Genomic DNA, 17712 nt, shown 5'->3' on the forward strand with positions numbered 1-17712 from the left:
ATCTTTATTTCCGAAAAGAATGGATCTCTTGGTAGACTAAGAAGTTTTCTAAATACAACTGGCAACCAGAACGATATAAGTATCTTGTGCGGACATTCCAAAAATACAATCCGGAACTTAGAGATTGTAAATCGATTGTACATTCTGAATCGGTACAATCAGAAGTTTTTTCGATGGTTTCAAAATTTTTATCCTTAGAAAAGTCAATGCGATAGTTTTGAAATTTACCTTTATTACTTTCATCATATGTGGATATACCATTCCCATTTTCTTTTGTCGGATCTGATGGGTTCGGACAGGGCTCAATTCCAATTTCATTTTCATTTGGAATTTCAACTGAGACGGGACTAATTTCATTGTTTTTTCCAATAAATTTGAATTTAAAGACAAATTCATTCGTGGTAATTTCAGTTTCCTTTGGTTCTAGTTGGATGATTTTGTTATGAGCAGAGCCAAGTAGAAGAAAGATATCCTGAAGGTTTGATCTTCCATGTGGAAAGGAAGTGTTGAGTAGGGCAAGGCATGGCAATACTAAAATACAAAATTTCTTTAAGGTTGAGTTTTGAAAAAAGATGCGTGTTCGATTGAAAATATAAAGACTAAGAATCACAATGGGTAACAAAAACAAATCGGATTTATCTGCTAAATTTAACGATTCGTTTGAACCAATCAACGAATAGAATTGATTGTTCGATTCTTGGGAAAGGTTGATCCAAATGAAAATAAGATTTGTAAGAAAGACAGAAAACCAAAATAGAATGGTTGGATTTATTTTTTTAGTCAATAGAGAGAAAATTCCAGTCAAGATGAGTGGTGTAAAAGTAAGGCCAATCAAGTCAGAAATTTTTCCAGTGATCCAGCCGGGAAATAAAACTTTGAAAATGGAATCGTTTGCGATCCAAAGAAGAGAGAAGAAATAGAACAAAATATTTTGGCTGCGGTATTTAAACATTAAAAGTTTCCATAAAACGGTTTTTCGAATTCGAAAAATAATGCCACTTTGAACGTGCAGTTTAATTTCCGATTGGTGGCAATATGAATGAGCATTTCTGAGACCGCCTGCGTAGTGTTTTTGGGGAATGCAGGGCAGGGGATTGCAAGAATACTTCGTAAACAAGCACTGACAGCTCTTTTTTCATAGTATATGCTTTTGTTATTGTAGTCTGGTCTTGGGTCTTCGTCATTTCCTAGTTCTGAAAAGAAATAAGATTGGTATCCTTCGAACTGACAACTTAAGGTTTTGATTGCTGTGTATGCTGCGATTTTGTTTTCCGTTTCTTTTTTGGAGATGGTAAGACTTGTGTTTGGGTTGTCAATCGGAAGTCTGCATGCAAAAAGACAAACTAACAAAAACATTGTGGTTTGGATGGGTTTTGGTTGGTTCATTCTTCTTTTTTGCTATTGATTAGTTTTTTTAATTTCAGTCGATGATTTATTTTTTAGGCAGTTGATCATTTTTTTGTCACCTAACGGACTGCTCCGTAGTTTGTGGTTTTAGGATGTTTTTCTTTTGTTGGAATCATTGACAGTGTCTTAGTATTTTTTTATATTATGATTAAATGCTGATTTTGAAAATAATCAAACGTATGCACTTTCAAGGTCCAAAGATTTATTTGTTTGGAATTGTATTGGTCCTGTTAAACTTTGTGGCTGCGATTGGATGTAAGTCACCTGAGGATTCAGGTGTTGGATCAAGGTCTTGTTCTGAAGCTATGAAATTATTTCAGGCTTGTAATATCCTAAATAATAATGAATCGGCTGCTTGTAAAGTCCAGTGGGATGGAGTTATTTTGTCTTGTGGGATGATGTAATGGTTTTTCTAAAGGAAATACTTTAAGAAATAGAAAATTGCCTTAAGGAGAAATTAATTTGAACTACGAAACATTTCCTCCATCACCTGAATTGAGTTCTTTGGTAAAATGTTTTTGGACTTTGATTGTAGAGGATTCGTCTCATTATTCCAAACAGCGCATTGTACCTGATGGTTGTATGGAATTGGCATTTAATTTTGGAGATCCTATTCAACGTTTTACAAATGATAAAGATTTTGTAATTCAGCCTTGGGCTTGTTTGATAGGCCAAATCACGGAACCTTTTTTTATAAAACCCACAGGTTCAGTAAATACTTTTTCTGTTAGATTTTATCCATATGGGATTGCCAATTTTTTTGAAAATCCGTTGGATCATTATGCGAACCGGGAAACTCCTCTTGATCAATTGTTTGGATTTGATACTGCAAAAGAATTAGAGAATCAAATTCGTAAGGCTTGCGATACTATGGCACGCATTCAGGTCATTGAAGATTTTTTTAGTAAAAAACTAAAAGAGCAAATCACTACGGATCGAATCCTAAAAATTACCATCGATACCATTTTGCATTCGAAAGGTAATGATACCATTGGTTCAATTTTGAGTGATGAAAATGTAAGTAGACGTCAATTAGAACGAAAATTCAAAAAACAAATTGGCCTTAGTCCAAAAAAATTAGAAAGAATTATAAGGATGCAAGCAGCGTTAAAGATGATGATTCACCGGCAGTCTGAAAAATTAACTGATATTGCTTATGAAGCTAACTATTTTGACCAGGCTCATTTTATTAAGGATTTTAAAGAATTTACAGGTTTAAGGCCAAAACTGTTTATTTATGATGAAAAAACCTTGTTATCTGTATTATTTTACAAAAAAGACTGAATTGTCGCTTTTTTACAATTTGTAGGCAGCTTTATATTGTATCGTAATACAATATAAAGGAATGGAAATGAATAAAAAAATACATCGTGATGATTGTTATCTTTTTTTTAGGTTTGGAAGTGGCTACTTGTAAAGAAGAAAGTCTGCCTGGTGCATTGAATGAGAAAGTGGAAGGTAAAAGTTTGGAAAATACAATATCAATCGTGGAAATCCCTGTATCTGATTTAACTAGAGCAGTTGCGTTTTATAAGGCTATTCTTAGTGTTTCTATAGAAAGAATGACAATGGGTGATACGGAAATGGGTGTTTTACCGGCAAACGTCGGTTCAGTCAATGTTGTCCTTGTAAAAGGCAAAGATTATATTCCGACAAAAAATGGCGTATTGGTATATTTGAATCTTGGTCACGACTTGCAACCAGCTTTGGACCGAGTAGAGAAAAGTGGTGGGAAAATCCTTTTGCAAAAAACCTTGATTGATCCAGAAATGGGATACTATGCTCTGGTCGTTGATTCAGAGGGAAACCGGATGGGTTTACATTCCAAGAATTAGAGATTGTTTGGTTGGAAGCCTCCGTCAGCGATTGGAACGTAAAGCTCAGTCGCATGTGCATTCGGGTTTTGATCCACCAAACGATGGCGAGGCGGCAAGGGAAACAATCTAAATGATTTTTAACTATATAAACCCAAAATATACTTTCGTTTTAGTTACCAAAGCCCACAGATAACTTTCCGCCTTGATTTTCAACTCTGCAATCGAATTTCCCAAAGAAGTTCCCGCGGGTGGGCTCAGCGTTTGGTTTGTCACACCCGTTCCATTTAAGTTTTGGCTTGCGGGAATGGTCCCACGAATGCTATGAAAAGTATACACTCGATTGGTGGTCAATGGTTCTGAGATGACGACGTCTTGGAGTCCATCCGCATTGGTGTCTTGGAATCTGAGTCCCATTGAGAAATTACTCGCAGTGACTGATCCTGAAAAAAGACTATCGGCAGATCCCCCAGCACTTAGGTTCATATTGCGAAATCCTGTGATTGGGTCATTTAACACTAGATAAACGTCACCGATTCCTGCACTAGCGCCCGTGGCTCCAATCAGTAGATCAGGAATTCCATCCCCGTTAGTGTCGCCGGAGGCTAGGTTTCCTCCAAAAGAACAATTATTGGCATTACAGCTGGTTGTAGGTGGTCCGATAAGTGTTGCCACTGGTTGATTCGGATAGGGACTTATGGGATCACAAGTAGAGTGATATACAAATACAATTCCTTGATTGGAATTGAAGGTGGGCGCTCCCACAGCAAGATCGATACAATTGTCGGAATTAAAATAATCTAAGACAAATGAACTACCAAATCTGCATCCACCGGCATTGGCACAACCGGGAGAAGGATCTGTCAAGTTCGGAGTTAGGTATTGCTGCGGTTGATTCGGAAGGAATCCTTGGTTGGATATATAAATGTAAACTCTTCCCAAATTGGAAGAGTAAGTTCCTGCACCTACGATGAGGTCTAAATAACCATCCGCATTGATATCCCCGTAAGTAGCTTGAGTTCCAAAATTGTCGCCTGCAGCAGGCTTATAAGTTAGGTTCGCAGAGTTTGTATTTTGTGAATTAATTCCACTTGTTCCCTGGCTATAAAAGACAAATACATCGTCATTCCAAGGAGATGCAAGTATTACATCGTCAAATCCATCACGGTTAAGATCAGCACTTTTTACTATGCTCCCCAGTCTACCACCATTAGTAATACCAGAGAGTATTGAATCTGCAACCCCTCCTGTGTTTAGATTTATAGAAGGTATCCCCGATTGACCTTTACTATAGAAAAGGAGCACTCTTCCACCAAATGCAATGATACCAGCATAGGCCTGGCTACCGATAATTAAATCGGCATAACCATCACCATTAAAATCACCAGAACTGATTTGGCTTCCGAAGTAAGTACCCGTGATTCCATCCGTTAAACTTGTGTTTGGCGTCGTATTGAGTTGTTTTGTATTTGGGTTTGTGGTGAATACATATCCGTAACCTTGTGTTCCAGCAGCAACACTCGCCGACACAATCAAATCAGGATACCCATCTCCATCAGTATCATGGTTGGTTCCCATTCGGACTTGGATCGTATTGGTTCTTTCATAAGGAATGTGCGCATAGATAGTATGAAGGCTACCATAAGTCCAAAAAGTTCCCGTAATGGCTTTTGCTGGTAGGCCATATCTCCAAGTTCCATTGATTACAGGCACTTGGGTCGGTGGTGCATTATCTATTCCAACATTTACAAAGGTGACACCAAGGGGTGCTGTTCCAACAACAAATCCAGTTTCAACAATCGAATGGTTGGTTAAGTTAGAGATTGTGACAGAGGATTCAGGAAGGAGGAGTAAATACTGTGCAGGTGACCAACGCCTGAAAGGATTTTTATCCGGACAGAACGAATTGGAAAGTTTCATCAAACATTCAATTGGTGGATGAGTGAGGGGATTTGCCCAACAATTAAGCAGAAAAAAAGAGATTCCGAGTGTCAATAGTCGCAAGTTCAGAAATTGATTGGCTGTTCTAAGTTTCATGACACAATACAACTAACATTGGATTGATGTTTCGGTTTAGGGAAAGGGAATGCAATAAATTATTGGAATTCTAAAAGAAAAATAAAGAGAACGCAGACACTTCTCCTTCTGGTTTTTTTAAAAATATCTTTTCTTTTTTTATTTCTTCGGGCAAAATCCTAGCTATGAGTTTTTTTGAAAGTTTGAAAGCCGTCGCAGCTCAGGCAGTGGAGCTAGTCCAAAACAATCCTCAAGTTGTATCCGGAATCCAAAAGATCATAGAAGACAATGGCGGAGTTTCCGGAATTGTCCAAAAGTTCAAAGACAAAGGATTTGCAGAAGCCGCAACATCCTGGGTCGGAACTGGGGAAAATGTAAACATTGGCTCTACCGAAGTGATGAAGGTTTTAGGGAGTGAGTCTGTACAAGAACTTGCGAAAAAAGTGGGTTTAGATTCAGAAGCTACAGCAGGACTCATCGGAAATTTATTGCCAATGGTGATTGATAAACTTTCTCCTGATGGAAAAGAGCCAAGTGGGGATATAACTTCTCAACTATCTTCTCTGGCATCCTTATTTACCAAATAATTTTGGTATAGGAAATATATCGCCTATGAAAAGTTAGGTGGTATTCTTTCTAAAGGAAACTACATTTTTTCTTGCCAAAATTTCTCACCAGAGCCAATCTTTCCTTCATGAAGAAACTGTTTCTAATCTTTTTTACCTGCCTTTTTTTGTTTCAATGTAAAAAGTCTCCAACCATTGAAGTGGGTAAAAATGCTTTTATTTCTGCCACTGTCCTCAATGCGAGAAAAACTCCTAGTTTAGCTGGAGAAAAAGTGGGGAAACTAAAACTAGGTGATGAAGTAAAGGTTTTGGAACGATCCGAAAATGATATGGACATTGATGGACTAACGGCTTACTGGTATAAGGTTCAATCTAAGGAAATCACTGGTTGGGTCTTCGGTGGTTATCTTTCACAAACCAAAGTCGAATCACGAGATGCCATGATTGCGGCGGTGCAGGGAAATTTTGTTTTCTGTAAAATGCCTGATAGGATGGAATGTACAGATACAATCGAATTTGATGGAGAAAGTTTCGTTTATCGAAAATTTAATTCGTATTCCGGTATCAACGAAAAGTTAGAAGGTGTGTTTGATGTATATGCCGACCACTTAGTTTTCGATACAAAATCTAGGTTGATTCGTCCTTCGGTTTTTATCCAATTTCCGCAAACAGAGGAAGAAAGAACCGCCTACAATAATGCTTATTTTGAATATACCGATTCTGACGAATATTTGGTTTCGTTAAGTACTTATCCAGTAGCTGGAAAAGAGGACATTTACTTTGCGGTTTGTGGTGACAATCTTTTGTTATTGTATGAGAAAAAGGAAAAAGAGGAAATTTGTAAAAGCGAATATGCTTTTGCTAAATCTTCTTATTCTTCTCCTTAAAGGATTCATTTCGTAACATCGTATTCGTTCGATGTGTATGTGGATTTTTCCAATTCAAAATTCTTTTTTTTGATTCGGCAGGAAGTTGTTTTAAAAACTCCTGCCAGCTGTCTTCTTCTAAAACAGAATAAAATCCAGGTAAATATTGAATTTTAGTTCCGAGAGGAAGATACTTTTTATATTCAGATGCGGATACTCCATATGCGATTCGATAAATAGTTCTATTTTTGTGTTTCTCTTCTGGCAAAAAATGAAACGCATCTCCTGCCTTATTGTAACAAATAAAATAATCAAAACCTTGGTGCACGATGATAAGCGATTCTTTTGGAATTTGGAATAAGGGAAGGAGAATTGAATAGAGTTTATAGTCTTGGTTGTTAAAATCTTTTTCTCGGTTCATTGTGAACCATTGGTAAAAAAATAAAAATAAACACGAAATGCCTATGGCAGATTTCGATTTGATTTTTGAAAGAGTTGGGAGTAGCAGTAGGTTTGCTGGAATAAAAATCAAAAGAAACAAACGAAATGGAAAACTAAAGGCCGTATAACTAAAGATAGGCAGTGAAAGGAGAAAAAATAAGACAACAACCTTATCGTAAAAAGCTTTTGATTCTTTGTCTAATTTTGATCTAGTGATCCAATATAACAAAGGTGAGAAAAAGAAAAGAATTTGTTCCCATAGAAATTCGGGAAAAATCCGCGAGTACTTATAAAACGGAGAAAGGAATTGGAATTCTAAATCTTCTAGTAAAACAGTTTTTATGTCCTTCCAGTGCAATACATTGGGAAATAAAAAACTAACTCCAACCAAACAAAGAGGTAGTCCCAAAAGGATGAGGATACGATTGCGTTTGGAAAGGGGAACTTGTCTCCATACGAAAGGCAACAAAAGGAAAAAGGAAATTCCTGCTGTGATTTTATGGCTAAGAAAAACCAAAACAAAACATAGGGCCAGTCGTAAATAATGGATTTGTTTGGCTTTGTTCTCTTGTTTTTCTAAAATCCAAAGTTCTGTTAAAAATAAGATAAAAAAAACAATCCCACCTAGGTTTTTAATAAAGTTAAAACTAAAATGGGGAATATAGGAAGAAGAGACAAGAACGAGTCCAAAAAGGATAGATAGGTAAAAATTCTGGCTGAGTGAGATTGCCAATCTATACCCTGCTAAAAACAAAAACCCAACGAGTAAAGAAACAAAAACTTTGTTTGTGATGACGATGTTTGTTCCCAGTTTGGAAAATAAAACCAGTCCATATAGAATGGGGGAGGAATCGGGACTAAAAAACCTACCTTTGGTTACATAGGAATTGACTTGGGCTGCATAATAATATCCATCGGCCCCGTAAGCAAATGGAGAACTCAGTTGCACTGCTAGTTGTAACGAAACAATCAAAAGAAAAATAAATAAAACAAAACCTGGTTTTTTATATTTTGTAATCATCGGAGGAGCAAAGAATGGGTTTGCCATTTGTTTCTGAATCTACAAAAACTTGGACATTCGAAAATCCATTTTTATCTGTTTGTTTAAAATATAATTTTTTACGTTTGATGGGTAAAGGCGATTGGATTCGAAATGTAAGTTCAGATTCGTTCAAATTCCAAGAAAAGTGCAGAGGAAAAGAGAAAGTGTTTTTGATACGTAAATCTTTTGTTGGGTATACAACGGATGCATCCGTTCCCAGAGGTGTAAACCTTGTGTCCTCATTGTATAAATCGCGGGAGTGGGGGAAACGTTCTAAAATTTCTAAACCAAGCTCTAAGGATAAATAATAAATAATTCCTGACAATTGACAAAGGCCACCTGCAATTTCTGAACTGACTTCTCCTCTACGGATCACCCTTCCTTCTTTGAATCCTTTTTTGATTGTTGGTTCTCCCATTTCATACCAAAAAGAAAAAATTTTCCCTGGATACAGAACTCGGTTGTTCATTCGTGTAACGGCGATTTGAAGGTTATGGAGTTTTCCTTCTTTGAGCGGAGAAGGAAGTATAGGAAGTGTCAGTTTCGATTCTTCGGACCAAAAGGTTCTACTACTGTTATATGGTTTTAATCCAAATCGAAAAGGACCTCCTTGCAAAAAAATTCCAAACCACCTGAGGATCACTTTGATTTTTATTTTTATGAGTGGAATCAAAGTTAGGTGTTATTATTGGGAATCTAAAAAAACTTCTGTAAAACTTCTATCTGGATTCATAATATATGAACCTTTGTAGGAATGTGGAGGATGGTTTCCCCAATCTTTGGGAGAAAGGAGAGAAAAATAAGAACCATTTTCTTTTTCATATAAATGAATGGTTTGGCCTGGTTTTTTTTCGAACTGGCAACGTGCTTTGTGAAGTTCAATGTCCTTTTCCGCACGTTTTAAAATCAGCTCAGCTTCTTCTTTTAGGCGACGGATTTGTCCTGCAATGACTTCCAGTTTTCCATGCAAATGGAGTTGGACAGATTCTTCCGCCAATTCAATTTCTTTAGCCCGGTCGACAAGACTGATTTTAGGTGCAAGCCTACTGGTTCCATAGGTAAGACTATGATGGGGAGTTTCCTCTGTTTCCATTCTAAGGATTAGACAATCGTGAACTTACGAATTGGCAATTCATTTCTCTTGGGAGGTATGCAGTAGGGTAGAAAAAGGCCCTCCTAAGATTTTTAGGAAAGCCGAAGGCCAAGGTTTTTGACGATCTCTATTTTTATGATAACGGTTGGTAACTCACAACCATCGCCTTGGATTTGATATCTTTTGGCATGGAAGTTTTTGAAAGAACTTTGGAAAGAGATCCCTTGTCTTTGGATTTTCCCATTTGTACCACAAAGAATCCATTTTTTACAACGATAAAAGACTTAGCCGGCAACTTACCATGGTTATCTGCCTTTAGTTGTGATAAAAAAGTTTCTGCAGACTGTCTGCTAGTGAAAGCAGCCAGTTGGATGGTAAACTGTTTCCCATCTGTTTTGTTTGAGACAGTCGTTTGCGAAGAAAGTTTTTGTGATTTGGATGGCTTAGAAGTGGGAGCCAAGTTTTTGAATCTTTCTTCTTTTGCACTAACCACTTGTTTTTCTCTACGTTTTGTCAAATCAACAATTTGTTGTTTTTTCTCTTCTTCCTCATCTTTAGCGGTAGAAGTTTCTACAAAGTAGGGATGGTTTCCAACATCAGCCATAGGAATTTCTTGAGAAGCGATTGTTTGTTCTTTGGATTTGGTTCCTTGGACAAGAGAAGAGGCTGCATTCGTTCCAACTTGTGCCTCTGCACCGTTTGTTGCCACTGGCGCAGGGATTGCGGTCTCCGTTGTCTCTGGGTTCGTTTGAGTCAGTTCACTCTTTTTTTGAAGAGTTTGTGCCTCTTCTTGTTTCCCTCGCCCTACAGAAACCCCAAGGAAAAAAATAGAAAAGAAAAGTGCAAAAAGAAAGAGGGATAAAACACCAATTCTTTGTTTATCTAGGTTGATTACGTAAAATACTCTTTCTTTCATTTTTTTATCCTTTTTTTGATTTCTGAATCGATGATGACAATTTGTTCTTTTAACTTCTCCCTTTGATTATCGTTAATTACGACAAAATCAGAGAGAGACTTTTTTTTCTCTAAATCCATTTGAGAGTGGTTTCTTTTTTGGAAATCTTCATAGTCCATACCACCGCGGCTTTTGACTCTTTCCCATGCCACTTCTGGACTTACTGCCACAGTCACTGTAAAGTCACAGATGGTATGAGCATCGGTTTCGAATAGAAGGGGAACTTCCCAGGCAACAATACTTCCTTCTTTTCTAGAATTTAAAAATTCTAAAAAACTTTTGCGAACCAAGGGGTGGAGGAGTTCATTCAGAGCTTGTAGTTTTGTTTTATCGGAGAAAGCAAGTTCCGCAATTTTTGTACGGATGGGTGCTCCGTTTGTATCTAGGATAACATCACCAAAAATTTGAACGAGTTCCTTAATGACGTGACTAGTTGGTTCTGTAAAAGTACGTGCGATGGCATCAGAGCTAATCGTTTCTGCCCCTAACTCACCAAACATAGCAAGGACAGTGGACTTTCCCGAACCAATCGATCCGGTAATTCCAATCAGTGTTTTATTGTTATGTTTTGGAGTCACGGGTTTATAACATAAAAAACCCGTGAAAGTACAAGTATTTTTTTATCCTAATTTGGAAAAAAAATACTAAAGTATTTGGTAAGTTATTTTGGCGATTGGTTCAGGTTTAAAATCCAGTCTTGTACCAGTTTGGCGGACAATTTCGGGTCTTCAATCATAGGAGCATGCCCCATATTCTCTAAAAGGACAGATTCAAAGCGGGGTTTTAGTTTTTGTTTTAAAACATCCATCACCGTATAATGAATGACTTTGTCTTCCTTACCCCAGATGGCAAGAGTGGGAGATTGGATTTCGATTAGTTTTTTTTCTAAAAAATACCCTTCCTTTCTAATTTGTTTTAGGATGGAGGCATTCCATTCCCTGTTCGCAAAAGATTTGTTAGCAAAGTATGTTTTTAAAAAACCGGGAAGATAAGGTGGTTTGACAAAGGTAAAAGCAAGAAGCCTGTCAAAGTCTTCGGGACTTGTGACAAGTAGTGGGCTTGGTTTTCCAGATAACTCGATGGTTTGCATTTCGCTTGGAGTCGGACTTTTGATTCCGGCATTGTCAAAGAGGATTAATGATTTTACCTTCTTCGGGTATTTGGCTGCAAATATTCCTGCAATCCCGCCACCCATTGAATTTCCTGCGATATGAAATTTTTTTAATCCTAGTATTTCTGTAAATTGGTAGAGCCTGTCCGCCTGTGCTTCTTGGGTATAGTTTAGGCCTTCAGGTTTGTCTGATTCCCCAAAACCAGGAAGGTCGGGTGTTATGACAGAAAATTCTTTAGGGAGGTGTCTAGAAAATCTGGTCCAATGGTCCTTGTCTCCGCCAAATCCATGTACAGCGAGAATGGTTTCTGTTGTTCCCGTTTTTTCTGTATACTTCCATTGTAATCCTTCTACCAAAACGGATTTGGTTTCCAGTTCGGATCTGTAACGCTCTAAACTAATTCCTGTTTTGTGAAGAGTGGCAGCACAATGTATTTGCAGGAATAAAAAAAGGATTAAGGTGGTAAATGGTTTCCAATGAACTTTCATAGTGTCCTCACAAAAAATATAAAGGATCGTTGACAGAGGGATCAGAAAAAATACCTTGGTCGTAACCGAAGGCCCTGTAGCTCAGTCGGTAGAGCAGAGGACTGAAAATCCTCGTGTCGGCAGTTCGATTCTGTCCGGGGCCACGGTTGCCTAATTTCCAACCTTTCTTTCTTCTCCCATCGTCCAAAGTCCCAAAAATTCGTTTTCCTCTACTTTTTTGCAGAGTTCCGGCTTATAGAGTTTTTTTACCGGTGGTTTGGGATAAATATGAATCTCATCATTGTCTGGGATAAAGGTGAGCATTCTTAAAATTGTATCTTGGCCTTCAATTTCATACATTGTGTAAGACATCCCTTTGGAAGGAATGATTTGAGAAGTTTCCAAATACTTGCGTGTGTTTTCTGACATAGTATAGACCTTGTTTTTGATTCCTCTTCTGGCAACCAAAAACTAAAAAATTCATTGTTTTCGTTTTTTTAAGAATAACTTGGAGAATTGTATTAGTTTTTCTCGAATCTTCGGTGAAAGACCTACGGATACGTTGATTCGAAAATGTTTGTCCCAATGTTTGGAAAGCCCAAAAAGAGATCCTGGAGCAATGGCCATTCCTATTTTTTTAGATTCACTTAGTAATTTGTCACCATCTAACGGTGATTTGATCCATAATACAAATCCTCCATCAGGTTTTTGAATCTCAAGTGTTTCGGCACTATGGAAGGATAAAAGTTTCATATACTCATCAGTGAGTTTTTGGTATTCCGAACGTAAAAATTTGAGATGCCTTTCGTAGGTTTGTAATTTTAAAAATTGTAGGACTGCCATTTGAGTCGGGTTGTTTTCTGAAATTTTATAAGCTCTTGTTTGTTTACTCAATTCACGAATTCCCGTTTTGGATGCCACCCAACCCATCCGAAGTCCAGGAGCAATGGTTTTAGAAAACGAAGAACAAAGATAAGATTTGGGACCTTTGGGTTCTGTGGGAAAATAACTCACTAAAGGTTTGGGTCTTGTGCCTGAAAAATATAAATCTCCATAAATATCATCTTCTACTAAATGAATCCCATACAAATAAGAAATTTTTGCAAGGTTTTGTTTTGTCAAATCACTCAAAAGAATTCCATTCGGATTATTGAAGTTAGCTGAAAATAAAAATACTTTTGGTTTGTGTCGTTTGATTAACTTTTCATATTCATCGCAAGAGATCCCTTCTTCTTTTCTATAGGGAATTTCTACAACTTTTAGCCTGAGCACTTCTAAAATTTGAAATAATCCAACGTAAATGGGAGAAGGAACAATCACTGTATCCCCCGGTTCTGTTGTACTCAGTAAGGAAAAGGTAATGGCTTCTGTACATCCGCTTGTGATTTGGATTTGTTCTGTGTTTGCTCTATACCCTTGGATGGAAGTGCGTTTGCTAATCCATTCTCGTAAACCAAGATTTCCTTGTAAGTCACCATAGGTAAAAATTTCTTTGTATCTAAGTGCTTTTTTAAAAGAAGAGGTAAGGGCACCGAGTGGAAGATAAAAATCAGAAGGAATGGCGGCACCAAAAGAGATCAGTTTGGGATCCATCACTGTATTCATAATTTGTTGGATCCGATCATCCGCTTCTACTGCTGGATAAAATTCATTTTGTGGTCCAGAGATGACTGTGCCAATATTGGGATGTACAAAGTATCCTGATTGGGGAACTACAAAGATATAACCTTCCTCTTCTAAAATTCGATAGGCCTCTTTGGCAGTGGTGAGGCTACAAGACTTTAAACTTTGGATTTCTCTAAGGGAAGGAATCCTTTCTCCTTCGGAATAATACCCCGACTTAATTTCAGTTTTAAGACTAGTGGCTAATTGTTTGTATTTTGTCATGAAACTGTATACTAATAGATTGAACTAACTGTATATGGACAGTTGTCTCTATGTTTGATATTCTGATACTATGAAAACGGAAATGCCAAGTATTTTTTCTGCTAAACGAACTTCTTTTGTTCGCACTTCGGTCATTCGTGAAATTTTAAAACTGACCGTTGAAAATTCGGATATTCTTTCTTTTGCAGGAGGACTTCCTAACCCTAACTTACTTCCGAAAGAGGTTTTAAACACAGTGATGGAGTCTGTGGTAAAAGAAAATATTTCGACAGCGTTTCAATATGGTGATTCTTCAGGATACCTACCACTACGAACAGAAATTTCAAATAGGCTAACCGATGTTTCTTGTGCATCGCCCGAATCCATCACCATCACTCACGGCTCCCAACAAGGGCTTGATATTTTAGGAAAAATGTTTATGGATTCCGATACCAATGTTTTATTGGAAGACCCTGTGTATTTGGGTGCATTGCAGGCATTTTCTCCATACAATCCAAATTTTTTTAGTGTTCCCATCGAACCCGATGGACCCAATTTGTATTTGTTGGAAGAAATTATATCTCAAAACAAAATCCATGTTTTTTATATTAACCCATCCTACCAAAATCCTTCCACTTACACTTGGTCTTTGGAAAAAAGAAAACAAATTGCAAAAATTCTAGATGATAATGAAATCATCCTCCTTGAAGACGAAGCTTATCGGTATTTGGATTTTAGTGGAATTGTTTATCCTTCCGTCAGTTCTTTTCGAAAACGAAGTGACCTAACATTTATTCTTGGAAGTTTTTCTAAAATTTTATCTCCTGGGTTTCGGTTGGGTTGGGCGGTTGTGCCAGAGGTATACCGATCTCTTTTTACTGCGATCAAACAAGGAAACGATTTGAATTCCAACCAATTTTCACAAGTGGTCGTTTCTAAACTTTTGAATGTTTTGGATTGGAAGGGTCATCTGCATTCCATTCAAAAATTTTATTCCGATAAAAAAGAAACATTGGTTTCTCTTTTGAAAGAAAATCTTCCAGAAGCTCGGTTTAGTATTCCCGAAGGAGGAATGTTCCTTTGGGTAGAATATCCGAAAGTTTCTTCCAAAGAGCTTATGGAACGTTGTCTTACAAGCGGTGTGGCGATGGTCCCTGGATCTGAGTTTTCTCCTGCGAGCCGTTCATCCTCGTATTTTCGAATGAACTTTAGTTTTTTGGAAAATGAAGACTTGGAACTTGGAGTCAAACGAATCACTAAAGTGTATCGAGACATAAATACGTGACATACGTTTAGTGTTTTTTCTTGACACTACTATCCGTTTGTTTACTTATTAGGTATGAAGCCTGCTGTCACAAAAGCTTTGTATCCTAAATTTTCTGTTTTGAGTTTGGAAGAAAAACTAGAGGTCCTGAAAGAAGATCCTACCTTTCGCCTACTGGTCGACCAGATCTATCAAAACTATAAGGAAAACAGGTCCACGGTCATTCTTTGATTTGCCTAGACTAAGGATTTTCACTTCTATGGAAACAAAGTAGGTAATCATGAATTTAGAACTAAATCCCCAAGAAACAAAACACCTTTTGAATGCTCTTGCTGTATTCGAATGGGTGAGTAATTCCCCCCATGAAGAAACAGATCCATCTGTGGACGAATTCATCCAATCCATCTTAAAAAAACTTTCTGCAGAAAAAGAAAATCCCATCGTTTCTGAAAACGGACTTTATACCATCTCAGAAGAATATTTTCAGGAAGTATTTGAGTCTTATATCGAACCTTATAACGATGATATATTCTGGACAGATCTTTCTACAGAACTTGCCCAAAGAGATTTGGAACAAAAAGTATCTGCAAAAGATTTGGAAGCACTGAGCCCGGAAGATTATGAAAACAAGGTCGCCAAAGAAGCAGAAAAGTATGATACGGAATTTGAAAAAAACGGTGTGGATAATTTATTCTTAAAAAAATAAAGAAAGTTTGGGAAAAGGTTTTATGAAGTTTTTTCCCATTCGATAAGAACCATCGTTTGGTCATCCTCTTGTTCTTCTCTCCCTTGGAAGAGGAAAAGTTGGATGACAAGTTCGGCAAGCACTCTTTCCGATTCTTTCTCTGAGTAATCCACAAGAATCTTTTGGATTCGTTCCATTCCAAACTCTTCTCTAGTTTCATTTTTTTGTTCCAACATCCCGTCGGTAAAAAGTAAAATCCTATCTCCCATTGCCATTTGGAATTGTTTTTGTGTATAAGGTTGGTCTTTTTTGAGACCAATGATATTTCCTGTACGATCCAAAATAATTTGTTCCCCCGAGGATTGAAAGATTTGGTTGGGGTGACCCGCTGACGAATAGTAGACGGTTTTTGTTTTCGTATCTATATCTAATAAAAATCCAGAAAAAACAATTTTAAGACCAGAGAACTTATTCTGAATCTTTTGATTGAGATGGTTCATTAAATCATCTGTTTTGGTGATAAAACGTTTGATGGCTTCATATTCGGATTTAATGGCCATCGTATACAATGCCGCTTGGATTCCGTGCCCTGTTGCATCAGCGACAAAAAAACGAACCGTTCCATTATCCAATTCGAAGATATCATAAAAATCTCCACCCACTTCCCCTTGCGGTTGGAAATAAAGATGGATCTTCAGATGTTCAAATTTGATTCCATCTTCTGGTAGGATCTTTTGTTGGATTTTTTTGGCAAGAAGGAGGTCTTTTTTGATTCGATTCAAAGAAGAGTTTAATTGAAACGTTCTTTCCGAAACAATTTGTTCCAAATTTTCTGTGACAGCAAGAAGTGATTCATTGCTAATCTTTAAACTTTCCGCTAGTTCCTCTGCTCGGATAAAAGCATTGGCAATCCGACTCGAAAGAATCAGAGATTGGATAAAAATAAAACAGAGTAGGGCATAAGGTGTCAGACCAATCCCTCGGTTGTTTACACTGTGGCGCAAAATATCAAAGGCAACAGAAAATGCTAAAATAAGAAGTCCTAAAAAGAATAATTTGGAATTGGGCCTTTTGTTAAATACTGCTTTAAAGTTGATATGGATGACATAGCCGATGGTAAAAAATGCCAACACTTGGAATCCATACAATAAAATCGTAAACACGGATATCGGTAAAAATAACGTAAAAGAAAAAGCAGTGCTTGCGATGAGTACAGAACGTACATATTTTGGATTGGATTCTTTGGGAAATAGGGAATAGATAAAAAGTAAGAAGGTGGGAACAGCAAAATAAAAAGAAGCAAACTCGATTCGAAATGCAGTGGGCCAATGAAGGCTAGGAAAGAGTTCTAAAACATACCTTTCACCTGTAAAGGCTAGCCGAATCCCCAGTAAAAAACAAAAGACAGCAAAGTAAAATATAGAAGTTTCTTTTCTTTTGTAAAAGTACAATCCGAAATGATAAAGACCAATGAGAACAAGTGCTCCGAGCAAAAAAAGTTCACGTGCATTAGCGAGCATCTTCTCCCGGTCCAAAGCATTTTTATTTCCAAGGCTCGGAATGGCCCAAAACCCTCCGAAGTTGTTATCATAGTTGGCGATATGAAACACAAGTTCGATGACTTCATTGTCAGGGATCAGTGTATAATACTTGGATTTGATTCTTGGCGTATCATCAAATTGGTTGATCCCCGGTTTTCCCTGTCCGCCAATCAAAATCCCATTGGCAAAAAAACGATAGGAGGAAGCAACATCGGGGATATAAATTCTTAATTCTTGTCCTACGGTTTGTTTACTGATATAAATGAACGCGCGTAAGGTGACATGTCCTGTCCTTGGTAACTCTTCCCCACCAAATTCCTCATCTTGCCAAGAACTAGGGATGGCCAGATATCCTGTGAGTGGTTTTTCTCCGTGAAAGGGGGGATAATGGAAATCACCATAATACAATTCCCATTCCCCTTGTAAGTCTACAATGGTATCTTCTTTGAAAGTAAGTTCCCTTAAATCGAGAACCCCTTGGCGGAACCGGTGTGGTTCTTCCTGTTCCGGATTCAGACAGGCTAACTGCAAAACCAGGAGAGAAAAAACTCCCGTTAGTAGAATTTGTTTTCGCATA

At 37.5% G+C, this 17712-nt stretch carries 20 protein-coding genes and 1 tRNA gene; 9 read left to right on the top strand and 12 right to left on the bottom strand.

Annotated elements, in window-relative coordinates:
* Nucleotides 1-4: 4 nt before the first annotated feature.
* A complete protein-coding gene (locus tag EHQ47_RS06805) occupies nt 5-952 on the bottom strand; it encodes a hypothetical protein (RefSeq protein WP_135776829.1) in 948 nt (315 codons plus the stop codon).
* Nucleotides 952-1386, bottom strand: coding sequence for a hypothetical protein (locus tag EHQ47_RS06810; protein WP_135776830.1), 435 nt, complete (start codon nt 1384-1386; stop codon nt 952-954). The genes EHQ47_RS06805 and EHQ47_RS06810 overlap by 1 nt, the downstream gene beginning before the upstream one ends.
* A 200-nt stretch (nt 1387-1586) precedes the next feature.
* Here EHQ47_RS06810 and EHQ47_RS06815 point away from each other — a divergent pair, with 200 nt between their 5' ends.
* From EHQ47_RS06815 to EHQ47_RS06825, 3 genes are all read left to right on the top strand, one after another.
* Entirely contained in the window at nt 1587-1811 is a 225-nt protein-coding gene (locus tag EHQ47_RS06815) for a hypothetical protein (protein ID WP_167483270.1), read from the top strand.
* 58 nt (nt 1812-1869) lie between these two features.
* Nucleotides 1870-2691: an AraC family transcriptional regulator gene (locus EHQ47_RS06820; RefSeq protein WP_135776832.1), complete on the top strand. Its 822-nt coding sequence runs from the start codon at nt 1870-1872 to the stop codon at nt 2689-2691.
* Between the two features lie 89 nt (nt 2692-2780).
* The gene (locus tag EHQ47_RS06825) at nt 2781-3242 is read left to right on the top strand and encodes a VOC family protein (RefSeq protein ID WP_135776833.1); all 462 of its coding nucleotides are present in this window, start codon (nt 2781-2783) and stop codon (nt 3240-3242) included.
* Nucleotides 3243-3365: 123 nt separating this feature from the next.
* Here EHQ47_RS06825 and EHQ47_RS06830 read toward each other — a convergent pair whose 3' ends face one another.
* Entirely contained in the window at nt 3366-5141 is a 1776-nt protein-coding gene (locus EHQ47_RS06830; protein WP_331254009.1) for an FG-GAP and VCBS repeat-containing protein, read from the bottom strand.
* Between the two features lie 281 nt (nt 5142-5422).
* Here EHQ47_RS06830 and EHQ47_RS06835 point away from each other — a divergent pair, with 281 nt between their 5' ends.
* Together EHQ47_RS06835 and EHQ47_RS06840 are read left to right on the top strand one after the other, a co-directional pair.
* On the top strand, nt 5423-5824 hold the full coding sequence (locus EHQ47_RS06835) for a YidB family protein (RefSeq protein WP_135776835.1): 402 nt from the start codon (nt 5423-5425) through the stop codon (nt 5822-5824).
* 107 nt (nt 5825-5931) lie between these two features.
* Nucleotides 5932-6690 carry an SH3 domain-containing protein gene (locus EHQ47_RS06840; protein ID WP_135776836.1) on the top strand — a complete coding sequence of 253 codons (759 nt, stop codon included), beginning with the start codon at nt 5932-5934 and terminating at the stop codon, nt 6688-6690.
* On the opposite strand, the gene EHQ47_RS06845 is transcribed toward EHQ47_RS06840, so the two are convergent.
* The 6 genes from EHQ47_RS06845 to EHQ47_RS06870 all read right to left on the bottom strand — a co-directional run bounded on the left by EHQ47_RS06845 (nt 6665) and on the right by EHQ47_RS06870 (nt 11800).
* Nucleotides 6665-8158, bottom strand: coding sequence for a hypothetical protein (locus tag EHQ47_RS06845; protein ID WP_135776837.1), 1494 nt, complete (start codon nt 8156-8158; stop codon nt 6665-6667). The two genes, EHQ47_RS06840 and EHQ47_RS06845, sit on opposite strands and share 26 nt — an antisense overlap.
* Entirely contained in the window at nt 8115-8825 is a 711-nt protein-coding gene (locus EHQ47_RS06850) for a VanW family protein (RefSeq protein WP_135776838.1), read from the bottom strand. The genes EHQ47_RS06845 and EHQ47_RS06850 overlap by 44 nt, the downstream gene beginning before the upstream one ends.
* Nucleotides 8826-8837: 12 nt before the next feature.
* Nucleotides 8838-9245: a DUF2452 domain-containing protein gene (locus tag EHQ47_RS06855; RefSeq protein WP_135776839.1), complete on the bottom strand. Its 408-nt coding sequence runs from the start codon at nt 9243-9245 to the stop codon at nt 8838-8840.
* 133 nt (nt 9246-9378) lie between these two features.
* Nucleotides 9379-10161 carry an SPOR domain-containing protein gene (locus tag EHQ47_RS06860; RefSeq protein ID WP_135776840.1) on the bottom strand — a complete coding sequence of 261 codons (783 nt, stop codon included), beginning with the start codon at nt 10159-10161 and terminating at the stop codon, nt 9379-9381.
* The gene (gene coaE, locus EHQ47_RS06865) at nt 10158-10778 is read right to left on the bottom strand and encodes a dephospho-CoA kinase (RefSeq protein WP_135776841.1); all 621 of its coding nucleotides are present in this window, start codon (nt 10776-10778) and stop codon (nt 10158-10160) included. The genes EHQ47_RS06860 and coaE overlap by 4 nt, the downstream gene beginning before the upstream one ends.
* 83 nt (nt 10779-10861) lie before the next feature.
* Complete coding sequence (locus EHQ47_RS06870) at nt 10862-11800, bottom strand: alpha/beta fold hydrolase (RefSeq protein ID WP_135776842.1); 939 nt, start codon at nt 11798-11800, stop codon at nt 10862-10864.
* Nucleotides 11801-11870: 70 nt separating this feature from the next.
* Here EHQ47_RS06870 and EHQ47_RS06875 point away from each other — a divergent pair.
* Nucleotides 11871-11943, top strand: a tRNA-Phe gene (locus EHQ47_RS06875).
* 7 nt (nt 11944-11950) lie between these two features.
* Here the strand turns inward: EHQ47_RS06875 and EHQ47_RS06880 are convergent.
* Complete coding sequence (locus tag EHQ47_RS06880; protein WP_004788896.1) at nt 11951-12208, bottom strand: hypothetical protein; 258 nt, start codon at nt 12206-12208, stop codon at nt 11951-11953.
* Nucleotides 12209-12259: 51 nt separating this feature from the next.
* Complete coding sequence (locus EHQ47_RS06885; RefSeq protein ID WP_135776843.1) at nt 12260-13666, bottom strand: aminotransferase-like domain-containing protein; 1407 nt, start codon at nt 13664-13666, stop codon at nt 12260-12262.
* A 70-nt stretch (nt 13667-13736) separates the two neighbouring features.
* Here EHQ47_RS06885 and EHQ47_RS06890 point away from each other — a divergent pair, with 70 nt between their 5' ends.
* The 3 genes from EHQ47_RS06890 to EHQ47_RS06895 are packed head-to-tail and all read left to right on the top strand — an operon-like array spanning nt 13737 to nt 15615.
* Nucleotides 13737-14930: an aminotransferase-like domain-containing protein gene (locus EHQ47_RS06890; RefSeq protein ID WP_135776844.1), complete on the top strand. Its 1194-nt coding sequence runs from the start codon at nt 13737-13739 to the stop codon at nt 14928-14930.
* A 54-nt stretch (nt 14931-14984) separates the two neighbouring features.
* Nucleotides 14985-15140: a hypothetical protein gene (locus EHQ47_RS19680; RefSeq protein WP_020777551.1), complete on the top strand. Its 156-nt coding sequence runs from the start codon at nt 14985-14987 to the stop codon at nt 15138-15140.
* Nucleotides 15141-15189: 49 nt separating this feature from the next.
* The gene (locus EHQ47_RS06895) at nt 15190-15615 is read left to right on the top strand and encodes a hypothetical protein (protein WP_135746684.1); all 426 of its coding nucleotides are present in this window, start codon (nt 15190-15192) and stop codon (nt 15613-15615) included.
* Between the two features lie 20 nt (nt 15616-15635).
* Here EHQ47_RS06895 and EHQ47_RS06900 read toward each other — a convergent pair whose 3' ends face one another.
* Nucleotides 15636-17711, bottom strand: a complete 2076-nt coding sequence (locus EHQ47_RS06900) for a PP2C family protein-serine/threonine phosphatase (RefSeq protein ID WP_135776845.1) — start codon at nt 17709-17711, stop codon at nt 15636-15638.
* Between the last annotated feature and the right edge of the window lies 1 nt (nt 17712).

Source organism: Leptospira bourretii (assembly GCF_004770145.1).
GTDB lineage: Bacteria > Spirochaetota > Leptospiria > Leptospirales > Leptospiraceae > Leptospira_A > Leptospira_A bourretii.

What these genes read in the sequence shown, in the direction of transcription:
- EHQ47_RS06860 (WP_135776840.1), bottom strand. Translation starts at nt 10,161, where the DNA reads ATGAAAGAAAGAGTATTTTACGTAATCAACCTAGATAAACAAAGAATT.
- EHQ47_RS06895 (WP_135746684.1), top strand. Translation starts at nt 15,190, where the DNA reads ATGAATTTAGAACTAAATCCCCAAGAAACAAAACACCTTTTGAATGCT.
- EHQ47_RS06855 (WP_135776839.1), bottom strand. Translation starts at nt 9,245, where the DNA reads ATGGAAACAGAGGAAACTCCCCATCATAGTCTTACCTATGGAACCAGT.
- EHQ47_RS06825 (WP_135776833.1), top strand. Translation starts at nt 2,781, where the DNA reads ATGATTGTTATCTTTTTTTTAGGTTTGGAAGTGGCTACTTGTAAAGAA.
- EHQ47_RS06835 (WP_135776835.1), top strand. Translation starts at nt 5,423, where the DNA reads ATGAGTTTTTTTGAAAGTTTGAAAGCCGTCGCAGCTCAGGCAGTGGAG.
- EHQ47_RS06815 (WP_167483270.1), top strand. Translation starts at nt 1,587, where the DNA reads ATGCACTTTCAAGGTCCAAAGATTTATTTGTTTGGAATTGTATTGGTC.
- EHQ47_RS06880 (WP_004788896.1), bottom strand. Translation starts at nt 12,208, where the DNA reads ATGTCAGAAAACACACGCAAGTATTTGGAAACTTCTCAAATCATTCCT.
- EHQ47_RS06890 (WP_135776844.1), top strand. Translation starts at nt 13,737, where the DNA reads ATGAAAACGGAAATGCCAAGTATTTTTTCTGCTAAACGAACTTCTTTT.
- EHQ47_RS06900 (WP_135776845.1), bottom strand. Translation starts at nt 17,711, where the DNA reads ATGCGAAAACAAATTCTACTAACGGGAGTTTTTTCTCTCCTGGTTTTG.
- EHQ47_RS06810 (WP_135776830.1), bottom strand. Translation starts at nt 1,386, where the DNA reads ATGAACCAACCAAAACCCATCCAAACCACAATGTTTTTGTTAGTTTGT.
- EHQ47_RS06840 (WP_135776836.1), top strand. Translation starts at nt 5,932, where the DNA reads ATGAAGAAACTGTTTCTAATCTTTTTTACCTGCCTTTTTTTGTTTCAA.
- EHQ47_RS06870 (WP_135776842.1), bottom strand. Translation starts at nt 11,800, where the DNA reads ATGAAAGTTCATTGGAAACCATTTACCACCTTAATCCTTTTTTTATTC.
- EHQ47_RS06805 (WP_135776829.1), bottom strand. Translation starts at nt 952, where the DNA reads ATGTTTAAATACCGCAGCCAAAATATTTTGTTCTATTTCTTCTCTCTT.
- EHQ47_RS19680 (WP_020777551.1), top strand. Translation starts at nt 14,985, where the DNA reads ATGAAGCCTGCTGTCACAAAAGCTTTGTATCCTAAATTTTCTGTTTTG.
- EHQ47_RS06885 (WP_135776843.1), bottom strand. Translation starts at nt 13,666, where the DNA reads ATGACAAAATACAAACAATTAGCCACTAGTCTTAAAACTGAAATTAAG.
- EHQ47_RS06845 (WP_135776837.1), bottom strand. Translation starts at nt 8,158, where the DNA reads ATGGCAAACCCATTCTTTGCTCCTCCGATGATTACAAAATATAAAAAA.
- EHQ47_RS06830 (WP_331254009.1), bottom strand. Translation starts at nt 5,141, where the DNA reads ATGAAACTTTCCAATTCGTTCTGTCCGGATAAAAATCCTTTCAGGCGT.